Source organism: Pseudomonas kurunegalensis, from assembly GCF_030291635.1.
Lineage (GTDB): Bacteria > Pseudomonadota > Gammaproteobacteria > Pseudomonadales > Pseudomonadaceae > Aquipseudomonas > Aquipseudomonas monteilii.
On record NZ_CP127871.1, the window covers coordinates 2,725,732 to 2,749,955 of the forward strand.

A 24,224-nucleotide genomic window follows, 5' to 3' on the forward strand; every position below is an offset into this window, starting at 1 on the left:
GGGGGTAAATGCAACCAAGTGAAGGCTGCCAGGTTTTTGTCTTAGGTGTTGTGTTGGAGCGTAAACCGAGCGCCGCCCGCGCGGCGCATCGCGAGCAAGCTCGCTCCTACATTTGTTTCGGGCCAGTAACGTCTGTGCCCGCGCGCGACCGCCTTGTTTGTACGACGCGATACCGAGCCATGCACCAAGGCGTTCGCGCGCAAATCCCACAGGAAAAAATAGGCCCGAAACAAATGTAGGAGCGAGCTTGCTCGCGATGCGCCGCGCGGGCGGCGCTCGATCTTGCAGGCGCTGAAAATCTACAGGCGTAAAAAAGCCCCGCAGACCAGGGCCTGCGGGGCAAACGGTTGGGGGAGGAGCCAACCAAAGGAGTCGTTGAAACGGGGTGTATCAGTGTGCGCTGGCCACGGTTTCCGGTTGCCAGCCGCCGCCCAGGGCCTTGTAGATCGAGACAATGCCGCGGTACAGCTCGACTTCGCCCTGAGCCTGCGCATCTTCTGCGCTCAACCGCTCACGCTCGGCATCGAGCAGCACCAGGTAGTCGACCGTCCCTTCGCGATAGCGGATCGAGGCCAGCTCTGCCGCCTTGCGGCTGGCATCGCTCTGGCGCATCAGCGACAGCAGCCGCTGCTGGGTCTTGTCGTAATCGCTGAAGGCATTGGCCGACTCTTCCAGGGCCAGCAATACCTGCTGCTCGTAATTGGCCAGCGCCCCTTCGGCATCGGCCTTGGCGCCGCGCAGGCGGGCCCGCACGCTGCCCAGGTCGAAGGCCGCCCAGGTAATGCTTGGGCCCAGTGCCCAGGCATTGGCGGCCGAAGAGCCGATTTGCGAGCCGCGCGCGGCGGTAAAGCCCAGGAAGCCGCTGAGGCTGACGCGGGGGAACAGGTCTGCCGTGGCTACGCCTACGTTGGCGGTGGCGGCCGCCAGTTGGCGTTCGGCGCTGCGGATATCCGGGCGGCGGCGCAGCAGTTCGCCCGGATCGCCTACCGGCAACGCCTTGGCGATGGCCGGCAGGGCCTTGGGCGACAGGTCTACGCTGAGTGCCTCTGGGCGCTGGCCGAGCAGGGTGGCAATGCGATGACGCGCCCGTGCCTGTTCAGCTTGCAGTTGCGGCACAGTGGCCTCGACCCCGGCCAGGCGTGCATCGGCACGCACCACGTCCAGGTCGTTGCCCACACCGGCATCGCGCAGGGTTTCGGTAATGGTCCGCGATTCTTGCTGGGTCTTGAGGTTGGCCAGGGCGATCTTCTCGCGCAACTGGGCACCGCGTAGCTGCCCGTAGGCATCGACCAGCTCGGCGATCAGGCTGACCTGCAACTGCTGCAGGTCGGCGGCGGCTGCCGCTTCCTGGGCTTCGCTGGCCTCGATCTGGCGCTGGATGCGGCCGAACAGGTCAAGCTCCCAGGCCATGTCCAGGCCCAGGTCATAGCGCTCGCTGTTCACCCGCTGCGTGGTCTGGCCGGGGATCTGGCCCTTGCCAATGTCGCTGCTGGCGCGGCTGGTGACCACCGGGAACTGATCGTTCTCGGCGTCTTCACGGATCGAGCGGGCCGATTTCAAACGGGCGAAGGCCACGCGCAAATCACGGTTGCCGTCGAGCGAGGCCTGCACCAGCTGGTTCAGCACTGGGTCATCGAACTGCTTCCACCACAGGCTTTCGAAGCGGCTACGGTCGTAGGCCTTGGCCTGCACGTCGCTGTTCAGCTGTGCAGGTTCGGTGGCCGGGGCCTGGTAGTCCGGGCCTACCGCACAGGCTGCGAGGGCCAGTGCCAGCAGGCTTGGGGTCAGGGGCTTGAGCAGGTTCATGCATGGTTCTCCAGCACTTGAACGTGTTCGGCCTTGCGGGCCTGGCGACGCTCGACGAAACGGCGAATCAGGAAGAAGAACACCGGGGTCAGGAACAGGCCGAACACGGTCACGCCGATCATCCCCGAGAACACTGCCACACCCATGGCATGGCGCATTTCCGAACCCGCACCGGAGCTGAACACCAGTGGCACCACACCCATGATGAAGGCGATCGAGGTCATCAGGATCGGCCGCAGACGCAGGCGGCAGGCTTCCAGCACCGCAGCCAGCGGGTCGAGGCCTTTGGCTTGCTCATCCTTGGCGAACTCGACGATCAGGATCGCGTTCTTGCACGCCAGGCCCACCAGTACGATCAAACCGATCTGGGTGAAGATGTTGTTGTCGCCACCTGACACGATCACACCGGTAATGGCCGACAGCAGGGTCATCGGCACGATCAGGATCACCGCCAGTGGCAGGCTCCAGCTTTCGTACTGGGCAGCCAGTACCAGGAACGCCAGCAGTACGCACAGCGGGAACACCAGCAGTGCGGTATTGCCCGAGAGGATCTGCTGGTAGGTCAGGTCGGTCCACTCGAAGGTCATGCCGTTGGGCAGTTCCTCTTTCAGCAGTTTCTCGATCGCAGCTTCGGCCTGGCCAGAGCTGTAGCCCGGGGCGGCGGCGCCGTTGATTTCTGCGGTGATGAAGCCGTTGTAGTGCATGACCCGGTCCGGCCCGGAGGTGTCGCTGACCTTGAGGAAGGTCGCCAGCGGGATCATCTCGCCCAGGTTGTTACGCACCTTCAACTGGCCGATCTGCTCGGCATCGAGGCGGAACTGCTGCTCGGCCTGGACGTTGACCTGGTAGGTGCGGCCAAAGCGGTTGAAGTCGTTGGTGTACAGCGAGCCCAGGTAAACCTGCAGGGTGTCGAAGATGTCGGTGATCGCCACCCCGTGGGTCTTGGCCTTTTCCCGGTCGATGGCGGCATCGACTTGCGGCACGTTGACCTGGTAGCTGGTGAACAGGCCTGCCAGCTCTGGCACGTTGTGGCTTTTGGCGATGATGTTCTGGGTTTCCTTGTACAGCGCCTCGTAACCCAGGTTGCCACGGTCTTCGATTTGCAGGCGGAAGCCACCAATGGTGCCCAGGCCCTGTACCGGCGGCGGTGGGAAGATGGCGATGTAGGCATCCTGAATGTCGGCGAACTGGGCATTCAGTGCAGCCGCGATGGCCGCCGCCGACTGGCTCGGGTCCTTGCGCTCATCGAACGGCTTGAGCGGGGTGAACACGATGCCGCTGTTCGGGCTGTTGGTGAAACCGTTGATTGACAGGCCCGGGAAGGCTACCGAGTCGGCAACACCGGGTTGCTTCAGGGCAATTTCGCTCATGCGCTTGATCACCGCCTCGGTGCGGTCAAGGCTGGCGGCGTCAGGCAGCTGGGCGAAGGCCACCAGGTACTGCTTGTCCTGCGCCGGCACGAAACCGGTCGGGGTGGACGAGAAGCCCAGGTAGGTCAGGCCCATCAGGCCGGCGTACACGAACAGCGCGATGCCACTGGAGCGGATGACCCGGCGCACACCGCCGACGTAGCGGTTGGAGGCACGGTCGAAGAAGCGGTTGAACGGCGCGAACAGCCAGCTGCCCAGCAGTTTTTCCAGGATGCGCGAGAAACGGTCCTTGGGTGCGTGGTGGTCCTTGAGCAGCACGGCAGCCAGGGCCGGCGACAGGGTCAGCGAGTTGAAGGCCGAAATCACGGTGGAAATGGCAATGGTCAGGGCGAACTGCTTGTAGAACTGCCCGGTAAGGCCGGAAATGAACGCTGCCGGCACGAACACGGCGCACAGCACCAGCGCCGTGGCGATGATCGGCCCGGTCACTTCGCTCATGGCTTTTTGCGTGGCTTCCAGCGGTTTCAGGCCCAGCCCGATGTTACGTTCGACGTTTTCCACCACGACGATGGCGTCGTCCACCACGATACCGATGGCCAGCACCAGGCCGAAGAGTGACAAGGCGTTGAGCGAGAAGCCGAACAGGTGCATGACTGCAAAGGTACCGATCAGCGACACCGGCACAGCCAGCAGCGGGATGATCGAGGCACGCCAGGTTTGCAGGAACAGGATCACCACCAGCACCACCAGCACCAGCGCTTCGAACAGGGTGTGCACCACTGCTTCGATGGAACCGCGCACGAAGATGGTCGGGTCATAGACGATGCTGTAGTCCATCCCTTCCGGGAAGTCCTTCTTCAGCTCGGCCATTTTCGCCCGCACTTCGTCGGAGATCTCGATGGCGTTGGAACCGGGGCGCTGGAAGATCGGGATGGCCACGGCCGGCTGGTTGTTCAGCAGCGAGCGCAGGGCATACTGGCTGGAGCCGAGTTCGACCCGGGCGATGTCCTTCAGGCGGGTGATTTCGCCATCGGCACCGGCACGGATGATGATGTTTTCGAACTCTTCCTCGTTGACCAGGCGGCCCTGGGTGTTGATCGACAGCTGGAAGCTGGTGGAACCGGGGGCGGGCGGGGCGCCCAGCTGGCCGGCAGCCACCTGGCGGTTCTGCTCGCGGATCGCGGCCACTACATCACTGGCGGTGAGGTTGCGCGAAGCGGTTTTGTTCGGGTCCAGCCACACGCGCAGCGAGTAGTCGCCCATGCCGAACAGTTGCACATCGCCCACGCCGCCCAGGCGCGCCAGCTCGTCCTTGATGTTGAGGATGGCGTAGTTGGACAGGTAGAGCATGTCGTAGCGGTTGTCCGGCGAGGTCAGGTGCACGACCATGGTCAGGTCGGGCGACGCCTTGTCGACGGTGATACCGATGCGGGTCACTTCCTCGGGCAGCTTGGGCTGGGTGCGGGTGACGCGGTTCTGCACCTGTACCTGGGCGTTGTCCAGGTCGGTGCCCAGGGCGAAGGTGATGGTCAGCGTCAGCTTGCCGTCAGCGGTGGACTGGGAGGACATGTACAGCATGTTCTCCACACCGGTAATGGCCTGCTCCAGCGGCGCGGCGACGGTTTCGCCGATGACCTTGGGGTTGGCGCCAGGGAAGTTGGCGCGCACCACCACGGTTGGCGGGACCACTTCGGGGTATTCGCTGATTGGCAGCTGGAACAGCGAGATCGAACCCGCAATCAGCAGTACCAGCGACAGCACCGCGGCGAAGATTGGCCGGGTAATGAAGAATTTCGAGAAGTTCATCGGTGTGGTCCCTTAACCGCGTGGCGCCTGGGCGCTGGCGACTTTCACGTTATTGCCCGCCACCTTCGGCGCCGGGTTGCTGGCCTCAAGGGCCTGGCGCTGCTGGGCGAGGGCGGCGAGGGTCTGTTCGCTGGCCATTTGGGTATCGATCGGCGTTACCGGTGAACCAGGACGCACGCGCTGCAGGCCCTTGACCACGATGCGGTCATCCTTGCCCAGGCCGCTGCGCACGATGCGCAGGCCTTCCAGCTTCGGCCCCAGCTCCACGGCGCGGTAGGCAGCCTTGTTGTCCTTGTCCATGACCAGCACGAACTTCTTGCCAAGGTCGGTGCCCACGGCTTCGTCGTTGATCAGCACGGCGTCGTACTGGGCGCTGCCCACCAGTTTCAGGCGCGCATACAGGCCCGGGGTGAACTGGCCGTCGCTGTTGTCGAACACCGCACGGCCACGGATGGTGCCGGTGCGCGGGTTGACCTGGTTGTCGACGAAGTTCATCTGGCCCAGGTGTGGGTTGCCGCTTTCGTTGGTCAGGCCCAGGTACACCGGGGTGCTCTGGCCACGCTGGCCTTCGCGTGCCAGCTGGGTGTACTTGAGGTACACGCGCTCGTCGGCGTCGAAGTAGGCGTAGACCTTGTCGGTGGAGACCACGCTGGTCAGCGGGGTGACATCGGCGCTGACGATGTTGCCGGCGGTGAACTCGGCGCGGCTGACACGGCCGCTGATAGGCGCGGTGACGCGGGTGAAGCTGAGGTTAAGGCGTGCCAGATCAAGCTGGGCCTGAATGGCATCGACCCCGGCACGGGCTTCGGCGGCAGCGCTGCTGCGCGATTCGGCCAGCTCGGCGGAGATGGCGTTGCTGTCACGCAGGCGTTCGCCACGGCGGGCTTCGTTGGCACTGCGAATGGCAGTGGCCTTGGCCTGTTGCAGCTGGGCTTCAAGGCGGCGGACTTCAGCCTGGAACGGGCGAGGGTCGATCTGGAACAGCAGGTCGCCTTTCTTGACCTGGGCGCCTTCGGTGAAGGCCACCTGGTCGATCTGGCCAGAAACCCGTGGGCGCACTTCGACGGTTTCCGGGGCTTCGAGGCGGCCGGTGAACTCGTCCCATTCGTTGATCGGTTGCTCGATCACCTTGGCCACACTGACCTTCGGCGCGGCGGGAGCCTGCACGGCGTCTGGGGTTCGACCGCAAGCGCTGATCACCACCACTGCCAGGGCAGCGAGGGGAAAGCGCAAGGGTTTGAGTGATTGTTCCATGGAGAACTCCGCCAATGTATTAGTAGTGGGCGGAGTGTGAGTGTGTTGCGCGTGAGGCACGAATCGAACGGGGCGAAGGTTATTATCACGCTGAATGATATGTGTGGGGCATTCATCGATTTGCGGCATGGTCGGGATGTTGGGGCTGCTTCCCAGCCCATCTCTATCTCAGGGGAATCGCATCAACCTCAAGCAGTGCCCGCGTCTGCAAGAACGGGTTAGAGCTGCAATGGTGCGCCCAAGCGTTGCTGCCAATCTCAGCTCGTCGACGCGCGTCGTGACGCCATGAGGCTACTTGGCAAAACGGTGTCGCCAAGGGCGCGCTTGCCCGATGCATGAGGAGTGGGATGATCTAGCTTCGTAAAAAACTGTCATTTTTGCTAGTTGCTTACCGGTTCTGTGTTCGGTAATCCTTGAATGCCAATCGGAGATAGGTCAGCGCAGCTCAATGAAAAAATCAGCGAGTTCCTCACGCATATTTTATCAAGCAGGTTATCTGTCCGCCGAAGTGCTTTTCGATGAAAAACGAAGTTTTCTGAGATTTAAAGAATTGCCATTGGCTGAGCGAGAGTTGCAGGCGGCTGGTGGAATGGTTTCGCTGTTGGCTATAGATGCTCAGCATTCGATAACTAAAAATAGCTGCTCACGGTTTATCAGTTATACGCCATACGGGTATAGCTTGTCGGGCTGCCTTGCTCAATCCTTGTTGGGTTTTTCTGGAATGCATCGCCAGCTGAATAATTGTTACTTTTCGGGTGACGGGTATCGTACCTATAGTACATCACTCATGCGTTTCAATAGCCCTGACAGCTTTTCTCCATTCGATGCAGGTGGGGTCAATAGCTACTCATATTGCATTGGCGATCCGATAAATTATACAGATGCCAGTGGGCACATGCGAGTCCGGCCGCAGAGACGTTCACCTGATACTGGATTAGGTATAGCGCAAAGCTCCAAACCCATAGTTCGCTCGAGTCCCCAAGGCAGAGAGCGTTTGAATCGGGGTGTGGGAAGTTCCGGGGGGGACTCATCCCCCCTAACTGCAAAACTTCTTGGTATCAAGGATGCCATACCGGCGCATCAAACCCGGACCATCGACTTGAAGACTGCAAAAGAAAACTCGAAGCAAGCGTACGCGAATTTGCCTGTGATGGACGGATCAAGGATGGAAGACCTGTCGTCCGCTAAGAGAAAAATCAAAAAATTCATTACAAGTGAGACGATTGTGTTTATGACGGCCGAGGAATTAGGTTTGTCACCAAATGATCATCTTCATTCCTATACTTTGGGTCAAGGTTATGAGCGCTCAGTCAAAAAAATTGCAAGTAGTGTCAATTCTTTAATTCGCTCGGGGTCCAAGCCAGGTTAGCCGCCGGGCAGGTTGCCTCACGACAGAAGTGTTCATCTCCTTCATTGATTTGCCCTGTGATCTTCTTACTGAGGCTGCCGTACGGCAACCTCAGTTTTCTCATTTCAAAACAGCAGTCCTCGTGACTGTGGGCAGAGCAGGCTGTGGAGCCTACCAGCCGCCGGTTTCGCTGAGGTCTGGGCCGACACGCCATCGAGCACCGCTGCCTGCCAGCCCATCTGAGTCAGCTACGAAGCGCTCATGTTGGCCCGCTCGCCGTTATCATCCATCAGCGCACCGAATATGAACGCGCTACATCACGCCGAAGCTTGGGCCTGGCGATTCAGTGAATGCTTGAAGCCAGTTCAAAGATCGGCATGTACATAAGAATCACGATCAGGCCGATCAGCAGGCCGATGAACGTCATCAGCAGCGGTTCGAACAATTTGACGAACCACTCCACCCAGCGGCCGATTTCCTGGTCGTGGAAGTCGGCGCAGCGCTCCAGCATCTCGCCCAGGTTGCCGGACTGCTCGCCGGCCCGCAGCAAGCGCAGCGACACCGGGGTAACCAGGTGCCCGGCCTCCAGCGCATCGGACAGTGGCAACCCTTCGCCCACCCGCTGGCTGGCCTGTGCCAGGCCTTGGCCGGCGGCACTGCCGAGCAGGCCGCGAGCCATGCCCATGGCGGTGAGGATGGGAATGCCACCTTGCAGCAGGATGCCCAGCGAGCGATAGAAGCGCGCCAGTTCGTACATCATCAAACGTTGATGCAGCGCTGGCAGCCGGCGCAACTGACAGGATGCCCAGCGTCGTACCCGAGGGTGGCGGCGCAGCAGCCACAGCGCCGTGATGCCACCTGCAGTGCCCAGCGCCAGTGGCAGTTGCTGCGCGTGCAGGAACAGACCGATCTGCATCAACACCCGTGACAGCCAGGGCAACTCGGTGCCCATGCCTTCGAACACCTGGCTGAAACGCGGCACCACGTAGCCGAGCAGGAACAGCACCACGCCGCCGCCTACAAGCAACAGCAGCAAGGGGTAAACCGATGCGCCCACCAGCTTTTGCCGGACCAGGTCCAGGCGCTGGCGATAGCTGATGTAGCGGGCGAGGGCGTCGCCCAGCGCACCGGTGCGTTCGCTGGACTGCACCAGCGCCACATACAGCGGCGGGAACACCCGGGGTTGTTGGCCCAGCGCCTGGGACAGCGAGCGGCCTTCGTACAGCTGGCGCACCAGCTCGCCCAGCACCTTGCGTGTGGCCGCAGCGGGGGCCTTTTCGGCCAGGCTTTCCAGTGCGTCGATCAACGGCAGGCCGGCATTGAGCAGGGTCGACAGCTCCTGGCTGAACAGCACCAGGTCAAACGCCGCCTCGCGGCGCCAGGCCATGCCGCGCAAGGCGCCGCCGTTGCTGCGCAGGCTGAGCACGCGCAGGCCTTGGTCCTCGGCCTGGCGGCGGGCCTGGTCGGCGTCCTCGGCGTCGATCTGCAACTGCACCACACCCTGTCTGCCCAGGGCCTTGAGGCTGTAGCGCATGGCCGTTCTCCTTACTGCCAGCTGGTAATTTCGGCGTTTTCCCCGTCACCACCCGGCTGGCCGTCCTTGCCCATCGACAGCAGGTCGTATTCACCGCCGTTCTCGCCGGGTTGCCGGTAGATATAGGGCCGGCCCCATGGGTCTTGCGGCACGGCCTTCTGCAGATACGGGCCGGTCCAGCGAGCCTCGCCACTGGGGGCAACCACCAGGGCCTGCAAGCCTTGCTCACTGTTGGGGTAGTGACCGACTTCCAGGCGGTACAGGTCCAGGGCCTTGCTCAGCCCCTCGATCTGCGCCCGTGCCACCTTGGCCTCGGAGCGGCCGAGCTGGCTGAAGTATTTGGGCGCGACGATGCCGGCCAACAGGCCGAGCACCACCAGTACCACCAGGAGTTCAAGCAGGGTGAAGCCACGTTGCGGGTTGGTTCTGCGCTGCATGGTGAAGCCCTCCACTGCATGGGAACACGCGTTGACAGGCACCATGCAACAGCCATGCACGTCTGCCTCGGGGCCTTGCGCCATGCGGCACAGGAAGCGGCACAGTGCTTGCGTCGTGGTCATCGACCTCGGGTTTTCCGGGGCATTTCCCCCACATCGGGGGCCACGACGAAGAGGCGACCGACATGCGTGGACTCATCCTCGGTTTGATCTGGCTGACGGCAGGGGCTGCCCAGGCTGATGTGTACATCTCAATCGATGCCAAGGGTGGCTACGTACTGACCAACGTTCATCGGCCCGGACGCCACTATGAAAAGGTGATCAACGAACCGCTGGCCCAGGCTGGCCCGGCCAATGCGCAGATGATCACTGGCCGCCCCTATGCCGAGGTGGTCGCCACTGCGGCACGCATCCACAATGTGCCCCCGGCGTTGTTGCACGCGCTGATCAAGGCCGAGTCCGGCTATAACCCCAAGGCCCGTTCGCCGACGGGTGCGGTGGGGTTGATGCAACTGATGCCCGATACCGCTCGCGAGATGGGCGTGGAAGACCGCCTGGACCCGGAAGACAACGTGCAAGGTGGGGCCCGCTACCTGAAGCGCATGTTGACCCTGTTTGACAACGACATCACCCTGGCCGTGGCGGCTTACAACGCGGGGCCTGATGCCGTGTTGCGGCGCGGTGCGGTGCCGCCGTATGCCGAAACCCGCCGTTATGTACCTGCTGTGCTGCGCGAATACCGCAAATTGCAGGGGTTGGCAGACGATGGCTCTCTCTGACGGGATCGGGTACGGCTGCCGCTCTGCAGTGCCCGGTTGTACGAAGTGAAAAAAACGTTACCCTTCGGCGGATGCCATCAATTTAACACTATGGTTTCCCCAACTCTGGGCTATAACCTTCTGAAGGTGCCCAGATGTGGAGTCCGCCATGGACATCGCCCCTCGTTCCGACGCCATCGAAGTGCCTGCCGGTAACGAGCTGGCTGCCCCCCGCAAGCCGTTCAACCTTTTACGCTGGTATGCCTGGGTCAGCCTGGCCATCATCCTGTCGGTGGCTGCCGGGCTGGGGCTGATTTCCAGCCGTTTCATCATCGATGAGAGCGTGGAGCGCGATGCCTTGCTCACCGCGCAGTTCATCACCTCCATCGCCGACGCCGAAGTACGCCATGTGTCGATCCCCAACGTGCGCACCATGGGCGAGCTGCTAGACCCGCGCACCGACCGCAGCAACTTGCCCGATGTCGACCCGGATGCCCGGCGCAAGGCGCGCGGCGAGTTCCTCGACCATATCGCCCACCTGCCCGACATGCTGCTGGCCAATATCTATGCGCCGGACCGTACGGTGATCTGGTCCAGCAACCCGGCGCTGATCGGCAAGCTGATCAATGGCGACGACGACCTGGAGCGGGCCTTCGAGTACAAGATGCGGGTCTCGGCCAGCTACCATAACTTCGAACAGGCCCGCGCCGAGCAGAAATTCGTTACGCCGCCCGAGCAGCTGTTCATCGAAAACTACATTCCCCTGTTCGATGCCGATGGCGAGAACGTCACGGCGATGGTCGAAATCTATAAAGAGCCCCATGACCTGATCGTGCGTATCGAGCATGGCCTGATCCTGATATGGCTGGCTATTACCGTGGGGGCCGCGCTGGTCTACATCGGCCTGTACGGCATCATGCACCGTGCCGCGCGGTTGCTGGCGGTGCAGCAGAAGCGGCTGATCAACAACGAGACCTATGTTGCACTGGGCGAGGTGTCGTCAGCGGTGGCCCATAGCCTGCGCAACCCGCTGGCGAGTATCCGTTCAAGTGCCGAGCTGGCCCAGGCGTTCGACGACGGCCCGGCGCAACGCCAAGTCAACGATATCATCAGCCAGGTCGATCGCATGTCGCAGTGGATCCGCCAGATGCTGCAGTCGCTGCGCCCGCTGAACGACGAGGCGGTGGCGGTGGACTTGCCACAGGCGTTGCAGGAAAGCTTGCAGACCTATGCCGTGCCGTTGGCACGCAGTGGGGTAAGCCTTGACCTGCAACCGTTACCGGGAGTGCAGGTATTGGGGCACCCGGCGTTACTGCGGCAGGTGTTCAGCAGCCTGGTTGCCAATGCCCTGGAGTCGATGGAGCAGGGCGGGCGTCTGCGTATCGAGGTAGTGCGCCAGAACCGGCGCTGCCTGACACTGCGCCTGTCCGACAATGGCAAGGGCATGAGCGAAGAGCAGCAACGCATGGCCTTCCGGCCGTTCTTCACCACCAAACAGGGTGGGCTAGGGGTGGGCCTGGTGCTGGTGAAACGCATCATGGAGCGCTTCGGCGGTTCGGTTCGGCTCAGCAGCAGCGAGGGCCATGGTACGCGGGTATCGTTGACGTTCCGCTTGGCAGGATGCTTATAGAAAACATTAAGTAAAATTTATAAACTATTGATATTTAAAGCTTTTATAAGGTTTGGGTGGTAAGTACCCAAATGTGGGGGTTTTTCCTCAGGCCGTGTTTGGAAATACCTTCTAAATTGCTGATTTTTATTGATTTGTTTTTGGCTGGCTGAGTTCTTGCTACGTGATGTGCAGAGCGCAACACGCAACACAAGGCAGCTATCAGGCTGCCCAGGCGGGGTGCTTTCAATTGGCTGTTGGCCTTGAAGCATTTCTGAACGGACGCCCTGTGCGGGAACCACGCGATGCAGATGCTGGAAAACGAAGTTCGCGACAAGCCCGGTGCGACCGCCAGCGGTCTGGCTGTGCCATTGCGTGAGTTCAACCTGCTGCGGTGGTTTTCGGTCATCAGCCTGTTGATCATCACCGCTGTGGCGGGCGGGTTGGGTTATGTGTCAACGCGGTTCGTGGTTCGCGACAGCGTGCAGCGCGATGCCATGCTTACCGCGCAGTTCATTCAGGCCATGGCCCAGGCCGAGGTGCGCCATTCGCAGTTGCCGCCAGGCACCACCATGGGTGAGCTGCTTGACCCGCGTCTGGACCTGCAGCACCTGCAGTTCACCCCCGCACTGGCCGAGTCGACCCGGGTCGAGTTCCTGGACCATGTCGAGCACTTGCCAGATACCTTGCTGGCCAATGTCTACGCCCGCGACCGCACCATCGTCTGGTCCACCAACGTCGAGCTGATCGGCAAGCGGATAGAAGCCGACGGTGACCTCGACCGTGCCTTCCGGTCGCGCAAGGCGGTGTCGGCCAGCTACCACAAGGCCGAGGAAGATCGCGAAGAACAGAAGTTTCAGCGTGAACCGCGCTACCTGTTCATCGAAAACTACATTCCGCTGTTCGACAGCCAGGGCGAGCAGGTATTGGCCATGGTGGAAATCTACAAAGAGCCACAGGACCTGGTGCGGCGCATCCAGCGGGGCTATGTGCTGATCTGGGCGTCGACCTTGGTGGGCGGGGCGCTCATCTATTTCGGGCTGTTCTGGATCGTGCGCCGGGCCGCGCAGATGCTGCACCTGCAACAGGACCGGCTGGTGGCCAGCGAAACCTACGTGGCGCTGGGCGAGATGTCGTCGGCGGTAGCCCATAGCTTGCGCAACCCACTGGCCAACATCCGCTCGAGCGCCGAGCTGGCCCAGGAAACCGCCAACGTTGCCGCGCAGAAGAACATCACCGACATCATCAGCCAGGTCGACCGTATGTCGCGCTGGGTACGCGACCTGCTGGTGTCGTTGCGCCCGACCAGCGACGAACCTGAAGCCGTGGACCTGGTGGCCGCCATCGAAGACACCCACCTGGCCTTTGCCCAGCAGATCGAACGAAACGGCGTGCGCTTCCATTTCGAGGGGCCTGACGTGCAGTGGGTGGCCAGCCAGCCGTTGCAGTTGACGCAAATTCTCAACAGCCTGTTTTCCAACGCCCTGGAGGCCATGCCCTCCGGCGGTATGTTGAATGCCCAGGTCAACGTGCAGGGTGGCCTGCGTGCCGAGTTCGTGCTCACCGACACGGGCAAGGGCATGAGCCAACAGCAGGAACGGATGGTGTTCAAGCCGTTCTTCACGACCAAACAGGGTGGCCTCGGTGTAGGCCTGGCCCTGGTCAAACGCATCATGGAACGTTTTGGCGGCTCGGTCAGCCTGAGCAGCCGCGAAGAGGAAGGAACCCGCGTCAGCCTTACATTCAATATCGCAGCGGGAGGGGACCATGGAGCACAGCATCCTGGTAGTCGAGGATGATGAAATTCTCGCCGACAACATTCGCACCTACCTCAGCCTCAAGGGCTACGAGGTCACCGTATGCCATAGCGCGGAGCTGGCGCTGGAGCAGATCAAGCGGGCCCGGCCCGACGCGGTGCTGACCGACAACTCGCTGCCTGGCATGAGCGGGCACGACCTGCTGCGGACCTTGGTGGCACAGGTGCCAGACCTGAAAGTGATCATGATGACCGGCTACGGCAATGTCGAAGATGCCGTGCAGGCGATGAAGGAGGGCGCCTTCCATTACCTGAGCAAGCCCGTGGTGCTGGCCGAACTCAAACTGACCCTGGACAAGGCCCTGGCTGCCGAGCGCATGGAGCGCACGCTGTCGTTCTACCAGGAGCGAGAGGCGCAGAAGTCCGGGTTGCAGGCGTTGATCGGCGAGTCGCCAACGATGCTGACCCTCAAGCACACCCTGCGCCAGGTGCTGGATGCCGAACGGCGAATGGCCAGTGACGACCTGCCACCGGTGCTGGTCGAAGGCGAAACCGGTACCGGCAAGGAACTGGTGGCCCGCGCCCTGCATTTCGATGGCACGCGCAGCAAGGGGCCGTTCATCGAGTTCAACTGCGCCTCGATCCCGGCCAACCTGCTGGAGGCCGAACTGTTCGGCCACGAGAAGGGTGCATTCACCGACGCCAAGGAGCGCCGGGTAGGCCTGGTGGAGGCGGCCGATGGCGGCACCTTGTTCCTCGACGAGATTGGCGAGATGGACCTGGTGCTGCAGGCCAAGCTGCTCAAGCTGCTGGAAGACCGCAGCATCCGCCGGATTGGTGCGGTGAAGGAGCGCAAGGTTGACCTGCGGGTGATCAGCGCCACCAACTGCAACCTGGAGCAGATGGTGCAGCAGGGCAAGTTCCGCCGCGACCTGTTCTTCCGCCTGCGCATCATCGCCCTGAAGGTGCCGCGCCTGTATGCCCGTGGGCAGGACATTTTGCTGTTGGCCCGGCATTTCCTGGCCCACCATGGCCGGCGTTATGGCAAGCCGAACCTGCGTTTTTCCGCCGAAGCCGAAAGCCTGATGCTGGGCTACAGCTGGCCAGGCAATGTGCGCGAACTGCGCAACATGCTGGAGCAGACCGTGCTGCTGGCACCGAACGAAGTGGTGCAGGCGCACCAGCTGAACCTGTGCATGACGTTGATCGACGAGCCATTGGCAGCCCAGCAGGCCCCGGCAATGTTCGAAATGCCACGGCACGAGCCGGAACCAGGCACCAGCCTGCCCGACATGGAGCGCGACCTGGTGTGCAAGACCCTGGACCGTACGGACTGGAACGTGACCAAGTCGGCGCGGATGCTGGGGCTGTCGCGGGACATGCTGCGGTACCGCATCGAAAAGCTGGGGCTGACGCGGCCAGACAAGCGCCAGTGGTGACCTTCGGCGCTATGGGTGTGAGCCGGTCAGGGTTGCCAACGCGGGTTTCGCGTTGGCAACCCACGCCCACGGCAGTTACACCACCAGCGACAACAACATGATGAAGATGATGCCGACCACCGAGAGAATGGTCTCCATCATGCTCCAGGTCTTGAAGGTTTCTGCCACGGTCATGTTGAAGTATTGCTTCACCAGCCAGAAGCCGGCGTCGTTCACATGCGACAGGATCAGCGAGCCGGCACCGGTGGCCAGTACCAACAGCTCACGGTTCACCCCAGGCACCAGGTCGATCACCGGAGCAACGATGCCCGCACCGGTAATGGTGGCGACCGTGGCGGAGCCGGTAGCGATGCGGATCACTGCCGCCACCAGCCAGGCCAGCATGATGGGTGAAATTTCCGCCTGAACGGCCATCTGCCCGATCACGTTGCCCACGCCAGTGTCCACCAGCATCTGCTTGAAGCCACCGCCGGCACCGACGATCAGCACGATGGCGGCAGTGGGGGCCAGGCTCTGGTCGAGCATCTTCATGATCTGCTGGCGGTTGAAGCCGCGAGCCGAACCAAAGGTGTAGAAGGCCAGCAGCAGGGCGGCGAGCAGGGCGGTGATCGGGTGGCCGATCAGGTCCATCCACTGGCGCACGATGTGCTCGGCCGGCAGCACCACGTCGGCGAAGGTTTTCAGCAGCATCAACGCGACTGGCAGCAGCACGGTGATGAGGGTGATGCTGAAACTTGGCAGGTTGCCCTGGTCGGACTCTTTGGCGATCTGGTCCATCAGTTCCTGCGACGGGTTGCCCGGGATGTAGCGGGAAATGAAGTTACCGAACAGCGGACCGGCGATGATCGCGGTGGGCAGTGCGACGATCAGGCCGTAGAAGATGGTCTTGCCGATGTCGGCGTGGAAAATGCCGATCGCCAGCAGCGGGCCCGGGTGTGGCGGGACCAGGCCGTGCACCACGGAAAGGCCGGCCAGCAGCGGAATGCCGATCTTCACCAGCGACACCCCGGAGCGGCGGGCAACGATGAACACCAGTGGAATCAGCAACACGAAGCCGATTTCGAAGAACAGCGGTATGCCCACCAGGAACGCGGCGAACATCATGGCCCAGTGCACGTTCTTCTTGCCGAAGGCGCGGATGAGGGTTTGCGCGATCTGGTCGGCGCCCCCGGAGTCGGCCATCAGCTTGCCGAGCATGGTGCCCAGGGCAAGCACGATACCGACAAAGCCCAGCACGCCGCCAAAACCGTCCTGGAACGATTTCATGACCTTGGCCACCGGCATGCCGGAGGTCAGGCCCAGGAAGCCGGCCGCGAGGGTAAGGGCGACGAAGGGGTGCACTTTGAAGTGGGTGATCAGCAGGATCAGCCCGACGATGGTAACCAGCGCGTCGAGCAGCAGGAAGGTATCAGTAGCCAGTCCGAACATGGTTTGAAGGCCTCGGTCTTATCGTTGTTTTGGGCGTAGCTTTTTGGAACTTTTCCCGCGTTTGCGGGTTGGGGTAGCGCTGTCTTTGGTGAGCCGGAAAACCGCCAGGGTCAGGCGGTTTGCGCCAGCCCCTGCTCACCGCAGGCCTTTAGCCAGCGGTCCACCGCTTCGGCCAGTGCTTCGACGGGTTGGGTCGCATCCAGTGGCAGGGTCAGTGGCTCGCCGCGTGGCGATTCCAGGGCAGCGAACTGGCTGTCGATCAGGCTGGCCGGCATGAAATGACCGGGGCGGGCCCGCACGCGTTTTTCCGCTTCGGCAGGTGACAGTTCGAGGAACACGAACACCAGCCCGGGCATGGCATCGCGCAGGGTGTCGCGGTAGCGACGCTTGAGTGCCGAGCAGGTCAGGATCGGGCGCTCCCCAGCCTGGGTGGTGGCCTGCAGCTCCTGACCGAGGCGCACCAGCCAGCCGGCGCGGTCGCCATCGTCCAGCGGGATGCCAGCGCTCATCTTGCGGATGTTTTCGGCAGGGTGGAAAGCGTCGCCTTCGATCAGGCGGCCGCCGCTTCTGGCAGCGATGGCGGCGCCGATGCAGCTTTTGCCGCAACCGGCCACGCCCATCACCACGATGGCGGACAGGGGAGAATTCATCAGTACCTCCTGCGGGGTGAGATAGCGCTGTCTCGTCATTGACGAACAGCCACCTCCCCGGTGTTATTGGTCTTGTCCTTACGCAGTATGGACGCCTGGTGGCGAGCGCGTGATGGCTGCTACCAAAGATTACATTGCCTGCGTCCTGAGACAGCGCTACCTTAGTGGCCGTTCCCTCTCCTTGCAAGTAGTAAAATTACAACATCCATGTCCCGCACCGGCTCCCGTACTACAGGTCGTCCCACCCTGGCAGAAGTTGCCAGGCTTTCCGGGGTTTCCCCGATTACCGCTTCGCGCGCCTTGCGCGGGGTCAGCACGGTTGCGCCGGAGCTGGTGGAAAAGGTTGTCGCCGCAGCGGCAAACCTTGGCTATGTCGCCAACCCGGCGGCCCGGGCGCTGGCCTCGGCGCGTAGCCAGTCGGTGGTGGTGTTGATCCCGTCACTGTCCAACCAGCTGTTCATCGATACCCTGGAGGCCATCCACGAGGTCATGCGCCCGCGTGGGCTCGAGGTGTTGATCGGCAACTATCACTATGACCTTGCCGAAGAAGAGAACCTGATCCGCAACTACCTGGCCTATCAGCCCTGCGGCATGCTGCTGACCGGCTTCGAGCGCAGTGATGCGGCGCGCCAGATGCTGGCCGCCAGTGGTGTGCCTTGTGTGCACATGATGGAGCTCAATGGCGAGCCTGGCGCATTGTCGGTCGGGTTTTCGCAGCAGCAGGCCGGGCGTGCTGCTGCCCGGCACCTGATCGAGCGCGGGCGCAAGCGCCTGGCATTCATTGCCGCGCAGCTCGATCCACGGGTGATGCAGCGGGCCGAAGGTTTCCGCCAGGCGCTGGCCGAGGCCGGTTTGCAGGCGACCGAGCTGGAGGTACTGGCGCCGGAACCTTCATCGATTGCACTGGGCAGTGCACTGTTCAGCCAACTGATGCAGCAGGCGCCGGATGTCGACGGTATCTTCTTCTGTAACGACGACCTGGCCCAGGGCGCGGTGCTGCAGGCCTTGCGCCAGGGGGTGGAGGTACCACGCCAGGTGGCAATGGTCGGGTTCAACGATTTGCCGGCCTCGGCGCACATGGTGCCCCGGCTGACCTCGATTCGCACGCCCCGGGCTGCTGTGGGGCGTGGGGCGGCGCAGGCGCTGCTGTCGCTGCTCGATGGCAAGCGGGTGCCGAACACACAGCAGGACTTGGGCTTTGAGTTGATGGTGCGGGAGAGCTCCTGAGTTTCACGACTGGGTAGTAAGCGTGTCAGGACGCTTGGTAATGAAAATGCACTAATTACAAAGTGATAGCACTGTGCTTGCATGCTAATGATGGCGATCTATGCTCATGAAACCGCGCATAAAGGAGCCCGGCGTCATGTTCGATTTCCACCGCAAGTCCGATTTGGTCGAGATCCAGCGCAGCCACCAGGCTTTGGCCACCGCGCAGGCCAAACTCGCCGCTATCAGCCGCTCCATGGCGATGATCGAATTCGCTCCCGATGGCACCATTCTCGATGCCAACGAGCGTTTCTGCCAGGCCATGGGTTACAGCGTTGACGAGTTGCGTGGCAAGCACCACTGGTTGTTCTGCGAGCCAGACTACGCAAAAAGTGCCGAATACCAACAGCTGTGGCGTGAACTGGGGCAGGGCAAGGCTATCAGCGGTACCTTCGAGCGCCTCGACAAGGCCGGGCGCGAGGTGTGGCTGGAGGCCAGCTACATGCCGGTGCTGGACGAGCAGCGTCAGGTCACCAGCGTGATCAAGGTGGCTGCCGACATCAGCCAGCGGGTGGTGCAGGAGCATGAAAGCGAAAACCTGCTCAAGGCCATCAGCCGCTCCATGGCGGTGATCGAATTCACCCCCCAGGGCCGGGTGATCAAAGCCAACCAGAATTTCCTCGACACCATGGGCTATCGCCTCGACGAGGTGGTTGGCCGGCATCATGGCCTGTTCTGCCTGCCGCATGAGCGCGAGTCGGCCGAGTACCGCGAGTTCTGGGCGTCGCTCAACCGTGGCGAATACCATTCGCACCGTTTCGAGCGTATCAACAAGCAGGGGCAAATGGTCTATCTGGAAGCCTCCTACAACCCCATTTTCGACAGCAAGGGGCGCTTGAACAAGGTCGTGAAGTTCGCCAGTGACATTACCCGCCAGGTTTGCACCCAGCAGAACGCCGCCGATGCCGCCCATGCCAGCTCCATGCAGACCGACGCCTGCGCGCGCAAGGGCACAGAAGTGGTGCAGCAGACGGTGCAGGTTATCGAACAGATTTCCCAGGAGCTTAACGACGCCGCACGCAGCATCGATGCGGTCAGCAAGCAATCGGATGTGATCGGGCAGATCGTGCTGACCATTCGCGGCATCGCTGATCAGACCAACCTGCTGGCCCTGAATGCAGCGATCGAAGCCGCCCGTGCCGGCGAGCACGGGCGAGGCTTTGCGGTGGTGGCCGATGAGGTGCGCAACCTGGCGGCGCGAACCAGCAAGGCCACCCTGGAGATTGTTGATGTGGTGCGGCAAAACCACGACCTGTCGCTACTGGCGGTAGCCAGCATGCAGTCGAGCCTGAACCGCACCGGTCACGGCGTGGCGCTGGCCAACGAGGCCGGTACGGTGATCATGGAAATCCAGCAAGGCTCACGGCATGTGGTGGATGCCATCAGCCAGATCAGCTCGACGCTGCAATTGCATTGAGCGCATCGCGCATTTCGTCAAGCAGGGCTTGCAGGCTGGTTTGCAGCAGCGCACGCTGCTCGACCGTCGGCAACCCCTGTGCGTGGGCGAGCTCGATGGCTTCGCAGTCCTTGACCACGGTGCGCACCCTGATCATCTTGGCGCCACCCTTGATGCGATGGGCCAGGGCCCGCACGGCTTCGTCGGCGGCGTCTGGTGCCAGGGCCCGCAAGGCGGCCAGGTCTTCGGCGACGCTTACCGACAGCTGTTCGAGCAAATGCCGCGTCAGCTGTTCGTCGTCCTGGGTCAGGTGGCGCAGTTCAGCCAGGTCGAACCCGCTATGGCGTGTTGTCGGTGTTTTTTGTTGCTGAGGGCGGACCTGGGGCAGATGGGCCTTGAGCGAACGTAGGCCAATCGGTTTGAACAGGCATTCGTCCATGCCGCTGGCCAGGCAGCGGGCGCGTTCCTCAGCCTGGGCGTTGGCGGTCACGCCGAGAATCCTGCACGCTGGCAGGCCGCGTTCACCCTCCAGGGTGCGAATGCGCCGGGTGAGTTCGTGGCCGTCCATGACCGGCATGCTGCAGTCGGTAATCACCAGGTCGAAGCGCGCGGCCTGCCAGCGCGCCAGGGCGATTTCGCCATTTTCCGCCAGGGTCACGCGGTGCCCCAGGGTATGCAGTTGCCGCTCCAGCAACAGCAGGTTGGCGGGGTAGTCGTCGACCACCAGAATGTTGAGCGGGCCGCTAGTGCTTTCATGTGCTGGCGGGTCCTGCTCGGCCTGTACCGGTGCTGCACAGGTGGGCAGATGCAGGCAGACTTGCACCCGGGTGCCGACGCCTTCCACGCTCTGCAGGCTCAAGGCGCCGCCCATCAGTTCGGCGAGGGTACGGCTGATGACCAACCCCAGGCCTGCGCCTTGGCGGGCCCTTGGGCCATCGGCCTGAACAAATGCATTGAACAGGCGGGCCTGGTCGGCAGGGCTGATGCCGATACCGGTGTCGCGCACATTCAGCTCGATTGCCAGAATGCCCTGACCGGCAACCTTGGGCAGCAGCAGGCTCGCCTGCACTTCACCACGGTCGGTGAACTTGATGGCGTTACTGACCAGGTTGGACAGAATCTGCTTGCATCGCAGCGGGTCAGCCAGCACCCAGACCGGCTCTGCCGGCAGTTCGCCGTGCAGGTGCAGGCCTTTGGCCCGTGCATTGCCCTCGAATACCCTCAGCGTGGCGCGCACCAGTTCGACCAGATCGGTGGGCACTGGCTGCAGGCTGATGTGCCCGGACTCGATGCGGGAAATGTCGAGAATATCGCCAATCAGCTCAAGCAAGCCGATTGCCGAATCGTAGGCGGTCTGCAAGGTCTGGGTGTCGCAGCGGCCGCCACGGCTGTCCTCCAGTGCCAGTTCCAGCAGGCCGATCACGGCATTCATCGGGGTACGGATTTCGTGGCTCATGGTGGCCAGGAACGTGCTTTTGGTCTGGCTGGCCTGTTCGGCGTCGTCCTTGGCCTGGCGCAATTGCTCAAGCAGCCCGCGGCTCAGCGCCAACTGTGCCTGCAGCGCGTGCTGGGCCTCTGTACGCTGGTTGATCAGCTTGCGCAGGTAGCTGTTCCAGAATATGACGCCGGCCAGCAGCAGGGCCGATAGCACCAGCACCTGCAAGGCCAAGGTGCGGTAGTCGCGCCAGGGGCTGTCGCTGACCAGGGTGCTGGTACGCCAGCGGTTGATCAGTTGATCGAGCTCTTCGGGCGGAATGCTCAGCAGCGCCTTGTCGAGAATGGCCTGCAACTGGGGCTGGTCGGCGGCGACGGCGAAGGCAGCGATGGCCGGTTCGTCGTCAAGGACGCTGGCGATGCGCAAGCGGTCCTTGAACACATGGCTGATGTAGTAGGCGGCATTGATATGGCTGCTAAGGGCAACGTCGGCGGTACCGTTGGCCACGGCCTCCATCTGGCCGAGCGGGTTGTCCACGTCGACTATCTTGGCCTGCGGGTAGCGCTGTTGCAGCATGGCCCGTTGCGGTGAGCCACGCACCAGGGCGATGCGCTTGCCGTTCATGGCCTTGGCTTGTGCGGGAGATTCGACGTCGCTGCGGGTGACGAGCACGCGTGGGCTGACCAGATAGGGGCGGGTGAAGCGCAACTGCTTCAAACGGTCAGCACCATAGCCCAGCGCCCCGATCATTTGCGCCTCGCCTCGGGCCAGGCGGTCCACCATGGCCTGTGCTGAAGCACTGTCGACGGGTGTGAACTGCAGCCCCGTGCGCAGCGAGATCTGCTTGAGCAGGTCGAGGGTTATGCCACTGGGGCGATGCTGAGCGTCGTTGAAGGTCAAGGGGGCCAGCGAGGTATTGACCAGCACGCGGATGGTGGGGTTGGCGGCGATCCAGGCCTCTTCTTCTGCGCTCAAGGCAGTGAGATGGCGCTGCAGCAGCAGGCTGGTGTTACCGCTGCTCCAGCGGCGCAGGATGTTCAGGCGTTCGCTTTCGCTGATGCGCGCCAGCGCCTTGTCGACCAGACGATGCATGCGTGGGTTGTCATCGGCCAGGGCAAAGGCAAAAGCCCCGGGGGCCACCTGGCAGAAGTGATCGATTTTGAGCGTGCCCTGGTAACTCCTGCCAATCAGAAAGTCGGTGCTGATGGCATCGCCCAAGTACGCATCCGCCTCGCCCAGTTCGACGGCGGCCAGCCCGGCTTGGGTCGAGCGGTACAGGCTCAGTTGCGCTTTGGGGTACAGCGTTCGAACGGCAGCGGCGGGCAGATAATGATCGACCATGGCCAGGCGCAGGCCGGCGAGGTCAGGCGTGCCCTTCAGGCTGTGCCCCTTGCGGGTGACGATGACCGGGAGGTCGTCAGCATAGGGGGTGCTGAGGCTAAGCTGGGCGTCAGCGGCCTCGAAGGCATTGGAGCTGCCCAGCAGGTCGATGCTGCCCTCACGCAAGGCGGTGATCGCTTCGTGGCGGCTGTCGTAGCGCCGTACCTCGACGGGAATACCCAATTGCTCGGCGATAATCCCGGCGTAATCGGCGCTAAGGCCTTCATATTCGTGCTGGCTGACGTTGATTTCAAACGGTGGATAGTCGGGCCGAGAGCTGCCCAGCACCAGGTGCTGGCGGCGCTGCAGCCATTGCCGGTCTTCGCTGGACAACGACAGGGGGGCGGCGGCACTGGCCGACCGGGCCAGCAACTGCCGGGGTTCGCTGCTGGCCAACAGATCGACCGAGGCGAGTAAGCCGGTAGCCAGAAAGACGCTCGCCAGCAGGCGCTTCATGGTGTGCAAACGCTCAATAAACGCTGTTGCGTTTGGCCAGGTCGACCATTTCTACCAGTGATTCAGTCTTGAGTTTTTCCATGATGCGGCCCCGGTAGGTGCTGATGGTCTTGGCGCTGAGGTTCATGCAAGTACCGATATTCTTGTTGTTCTCGCCGCGCGCCAGGCGCCGCAGCACTTCCATCTCCCGGTTGGAGAGGCTGGCCAGGCGCACGGGCTCGCTTTCCAGCGAATTGCTGTTGACCGACATCTGCGGAAAGGTCGAATAACCTTTGATCAGGGCCTTGAGGGCAAACAGCAGCGCTTCGTGGTCTTCTTCCTTGGTGACGAAAGCGCCGATACCGGCATCCAGGCAGCGTCGCACGTACAGGTCGGTGGCCTGGCCGGTCAATACCATGATCTTCGGCACCGGCTCCAGGCACTGCAGGCGCTTGATGACTTCCATGCCGTCCAGCCCAGGCAGGCCGATGTCGAGAATGACGACGTCCGGGCGCAGTTCGCGGGCCACCTGCGCCACTTCACTGCCATTGCCGACCTCGCCGACGACATGGAAGCGCTCGCGTTCAAGCAATATGCGCAAGGACACCCGGACGATAGGGTGGTCGTCGACGATCAGCACGGTTGTCATGGGGAAAACTCCTGTCAGGATGTGGTCCGCTTCCTGGATCACTCAGGAATACGTCTGCAAGTGGGTTAATCGGAAGCGCTGCAAGATACGACCAATCCCGAAGTTTGGTAATGCCGAGTATAGAGGTGTTGAAATTCCCCGCACTTGTTGTTGAAAAGTCCTACAAAAAGCAGGAAAGACATCACCCTATCAAAGCGATGATGCCGGTTTCTTTCGGTCGGTCAGGCGCAGGCCGCGTGCGGTTTTGTTATGCGCTGGGCCGAGGCAGGGTTGTTGGCCAATGCCTGGCCGACCCGCGTCGGGCGGGCCACCAGCTGGCCCGAGCAGTTCGGGCAACGGCCCTGGAAGCGGGTTTCGGCGCAGGTGCGGCAGAAGGTGCATTCGAAGGAGCAGATCAGCGCATCGGGGCTGTCGCCGGGCAGGTCGGTATCGCAGCACTCGCAGTTGGGGCGTAATTCCAGCATGGGC

16 protein-coding genes and 2 pseudogenes are annotated in these 24,224 nt (G+C 62.3%); 8 read left to right on the top strand and 10 right to left on the bottom strand.

Going from position 1 to position 24,224, the window contains the following annotated elements; all coding sequences use genetic code 11:
• Positions 1 to 390: 390 nt before the first annotated feature.
• From QQ992_RS12170 to mexE, 3 genes are read right to left on the bottom strand one after another with little or no spacing between them, the layout of a single operon-like run.
• Positions 391 to 1,806 (bottom strand): efflux transporter outer membrane subunit, encoded by a 1,416-nt coding sequence (locus QQ992_RS12170; protein ID WP_110742095.1) that lies wholly within the window; start codon positions 1,804 to 1,806, stop codon positions 391 to 393.
• Positions 1,803 to 4,982: an efflux RND transporter permease subunit gene (locus QQ992_RS12175; RefSeq protein WP_105947621.1), complete on the bottom strand. Its 3,180-nt coding sequence runs from the start codon at positions 4,980 to 4,982 to the stop codon at positions 1,803 to 1,805. Before QQ992_RS12175 ends, QQ992_RS12170 begins: the two co-directional genes overlap by 4 nt.
• Positions 4,983 to 4,994: 12 nt before the next feature.
• The gene (gene mexE / locus QQ992_RS12180) at positions 4,995 to 6,236 is read right to left on the bottom strand and encodes a multidrug efflux RND transporter periplasmic adaptor subunit MexE (protein WP_286113559.1); all 1,242 of its coding nucleotides are present in this window, start codon (positions 6,234 to 6,236) and stop codon (positions 4,995 to 4,997) included.
• Positions 6,237 to 6,684: 448 nt separating this feature from the next.
• On the opposite strand from mexE, the gene QQ992_RS12185 reads away from it, so the two are divergent.
• Positions 6,685 to 7,605, top strand: coding sequence for an RHS repeat-associated core domain-containing protein (locus QQ992_RS12185; RefSeq protein ID WP_286113561.1), 921 nt, complete (start codon positions 6,685 to 6,687; stop codon positions 7,603 to 7,605).
• 322 nt (positions 7,606 to 7,927) lie between these two features.
• On the opposite strand, the gene QQ992_RS12190 is transcribed toward QQ992_RS12185, so the two are convergent.
• A complete protein-coding gene (locus tag QQ992_RS12190) occupies positions 7,928 to 9,118 on the bottom strand; it encodes a type II secretion system F family protein (protein ID WP_119369815.1) in 1,191 nt (396 codons plus the stop codon).
• A gap of 11 nt (positions 9,119 to 9,129) precedes the next feature.
• Entirely contained in the window at positions 9,130 to 9,555 is a 426-nt protein-coding gene (gene gspG / locus QQ992_RS12195; RefSeq protein ID WP_003253843.1) for a type II secretion system major pseudopilin GspG, read from the bottom strand.
• A 185-nt stretch (positions 9,556 to 9,740) separates the two neighbouring features.
• Between gspG and QQ992_RS12200 the strand changes: the two genes are divergently transcribed.
• The 4 genes from QQ992_RS12200 (at position 9,741) to QQ992_RS12215 (ending at position 15,117) form a co-directional block, all read left to right on the top strand.
• Positions 9,741 to 10,334: a lytic transglycosylase domain-containing protein gene (locus QQ992_RS12200; RefSeq protein ID WP_286113563.1), complete on the top strand. Its 594-nt coding sequence runs from the start codon at positions 9,741 to 9,743 to the stop codon at positions 10,332 to 10,334.
• Positions 10,335 to 10,482: 148 nt separating this feature from the next.
• Entirely contained in the window at positions 10,483 to 11,943 is a 1,461-nt protein-coding gene (locus QQ992_RS12205) for a sensor histidine kinase (RefSeq protein ID WP_286113564.1), read from the top strand.
• Between the two features lie 284 nt (positions 11,944 to 12,227).
• Positions 12,228 to 13,721 (top strand): sensor histidine kinase, encoded by a 1,494-nt coding sequence (locus QQ992_RS12210; protein ID WP_286113565.1) that lies wholly within the window; start codon positions 12,228 to 12,230, stop codon positions 13,719 to 13,721.
• A complete protein-coding gene (locus tag QQ992_RS12215; protein WP_119369822.1) occupies positions 13,690 to 15,117 on the top strand; it encodes a sigma-54-dependent transcriptional regulator in 1,428 nt (475 codons plus the stop codon). Before QQ992_RS12210 ends, QQ992_RS12215 begins: the two co-directional genes overlap by 32 nt.
• 75 nt (positions 15,118 to 15,192) lie before the next feature.
• Here the strand turns inward: QQ992_RS12215 and QQ992_RS12220 are convergent, their stop codons facing one another.
• Positions 15,193 to 16,545, bottom strand: a complete 1,353-nt coding sequence (locus tag QQ992_RS12220) for a GntP family permease (RefSeq protein WP_028698893.1) — start codon at positions 16,543 to 16,545, stop codon at positions 15,193 to 15,195.
• A 110-nt stretch (positions 16,546 to 16,655) separates the two neighbouring features.
• Positions 16,656 to 17,195 carry a gluconokinase gene (locus QQ992_RS12225; RefSeq protein WP_286113567.1) on the bottom strand — a complete coding sequence of 180 codons (540 nt, stop codon included), beginning with the start codon at positions 17,193 to 17,195 and terminating at the stop codon, positions 16,656 to 16,658.
• Positions 17,196 to 17,402: 207 nt separating this feature from the next.
• Between QQ992_RS12225 and gnuR the strand changes: the two genes are divergently transcribed.
• The 3 genes and pseudogenes from gnuR to QQ992_RS28100 all read left to right on the top strand — a co-directional run.
• Positions 17,403 to 18,422 carry a transcriptional regulator GnuR gene (gnuR, locus tag QQ992_RS12230; RefSeq protein ID WP_286113568.1) on the top strand — a complete coding sequence of 340 codons (1,020 nt, stop codon included), beginning with the start codon at positions 17,403 to 17,405 and terminating at the stop codon, positions 18,420 to 18,422.
• Positions 18,423 to 18,663: 241 nt separating this feature from the next.
• Positions 18,664 to 19,296, top strand: a pseudogene (locus QQ992_RS28095) (PAS domain-containing protein); the annotation flags it as partial.
• A 150-nt stretch (positions 19,297 to 19,446) separates the two neighbouring features.
• Positions 19,447 to 19,878: pseudogene (locus QQ992_RS28100) on the top strand (methyl-accepting chemotaxis protein); the annotation flags it as partial.
• On the opposite strand, the gene QQ992_RS12240 reads toward QQ992_RS28100, so the two are convergent.
• The 3 genes from QQ992_RS12240 to QQ992_RS12250 form a co-directional block, all read right to left on the bottom strand.
• Positions 19,853 to 23,128, bottom strand: coding sequence for a transporter substrate-binding domain-containing protein (locus QQ992_RS12240; RefSeq protein ID WP_286113570.1), 3,276 nt, complete (start codon positions 23,126 to 23,128; stop codon positions 19,853 to 19,855). The pseudogene QQ992_RS28100 and the gene QQ992_RS12240 sit on opposite strands and share 26 nt — an antisense overlap.
• Positions 23,129 to 23,141: 13 nt before the next feature.
• Complete coding sequence (locus QQ992_RS12245) at positions 23,142 to 23,756, bottom strand: response regulator transcription factor (RefSeq protein ID WP_016714024.1); 615 nt, start codon at positions 23,754 to 23,756, stop codon at positions 23,142 to 23,144.
• Positions 23,757 to 23,977: 221 nt separating this feature from the next.
• Positions 23,978 to 24,220 carry a DUF1272 domain-containing protein gene (locus QQ992_RS12250; protein ID WP_286113571.1) on the bottom strand — a complete coding sequence of 81 codons (243 nt, stop codon included), beginning with the start codon at positions 24,218 to 24,220 and terminating at the stop codon, positions 23,978 to 23,980.
• Between the last annotated feature and the right edge of the window lie 4 nt (positions 24,221 to 24,224).

Coding starts and splice junctions, on each gene's coding strand:
- mexE (WP_286113559.1), bottom strand. CDS start 6,236: ATGGAACAATCACTCAAACCCTTGCGCTTTCCCCTCGCTGCCCTGGCA.
- QQ992_RS12210 (WP_286113565.1), top strand. CDS start 12,228: ATGCAGATGCTGGAAAACGAAGTTCGCGACAAGCCCGGTGCGACCGCC.
- QQ992_RS12245 (WP_016714024.1), bottom strand. CDS start 23,756: ATGACAACCGTGCTGATCGTCGACGACCACCCTATCGTCCGGGTGTCC.
- QQ992_RS12200 (WP_286113563.1), top strand. CDS start 9,741: ATGCGTGGACTCATCCTCGGTTTGATCTGGCTGACGGCAGGGGCTGCC.
- gspG (WP_003253843.1), bottom strand. CDS start 9,555: ATGCAGCGCAGAACCAACCCGCAACGTGGCTTCACCCTGCTTGAACTC.
- QQ992_RS12190 (WP_119369815.1), bottom strand. CDS start 9,118: ATGCGCTACAGCCTCAAGGCCCTGGGCAGACAGGGTGTGGTGCAGTTG.
- QQ992_RS12220 (WP_028698893.1), bottom strand. CDS start 16,545: ATGTTCGGACTGGCTACTGATACCTTCCTGCTGCTCGACGCGCTGGTT.
- QQ992_RS12225 (WP_286113567.1), bottom strand. CDS start 17,195: ATGAATTCTCCCCTGTCCGCCATCGTGGTGATGGGCGTGGCCGGTTGC.
- QQ992_RS12185 (WP_286113561.1), top strand. CDS start 6,685: ATGAAAAAATCAGCGAGTTCCTCACGCATATTTTATCAAGCAGGTTAT.
- QQ992_RS12250 (WP_286113571.1), bottom strand. CDS start 24,220: ATGCTGGAATTACGCCCCAACTGCGAGTGCTGCGATACCGACCTGCCC.
- QQ992_RS12170 (WP_110742095.1), bottom strand. CDS start 1,806: ATGAACCTGCTCAAGCCCCTGACCCCAAGCCTGCTGGCACTGGCCCTC.
- QQ992_RS12205 (WP_286113564.1), top strand. CDS start 10,483: ATGGACATCGCCCCTCGTTCCGACGCCATCGAAGTGCCTGCCGGTAAC.
- QQ992_RS12240 (WP_286113570.1), bottom strand. CDS start 23,128: ATGAAGCGCCTGCTGGCGAGCGTCTTTCTGGCTACCGGCTTACTCGCC.
- gnuR (WP_286113568.1), top strand. CDS start 17,403: ATGTCCCGCACCGGCTCCCGTACTACAGGTCGTCCCACCCTGGCAGAA.
- QQ992_RS12215 (WP_119369822.1), top strand. CDS start 13,690: ATGGAGCACAGCATCCTGGTAGTCGAGGATGATGAAATTCTCGCCGAC.
- QQ992_RS12175 (WP_105947621.1), bottom strand. CDS start 4,982: ATGAACTTCTCGAAATTCTTCATTACCCGGCCAATCTTCGCCGCGGTG.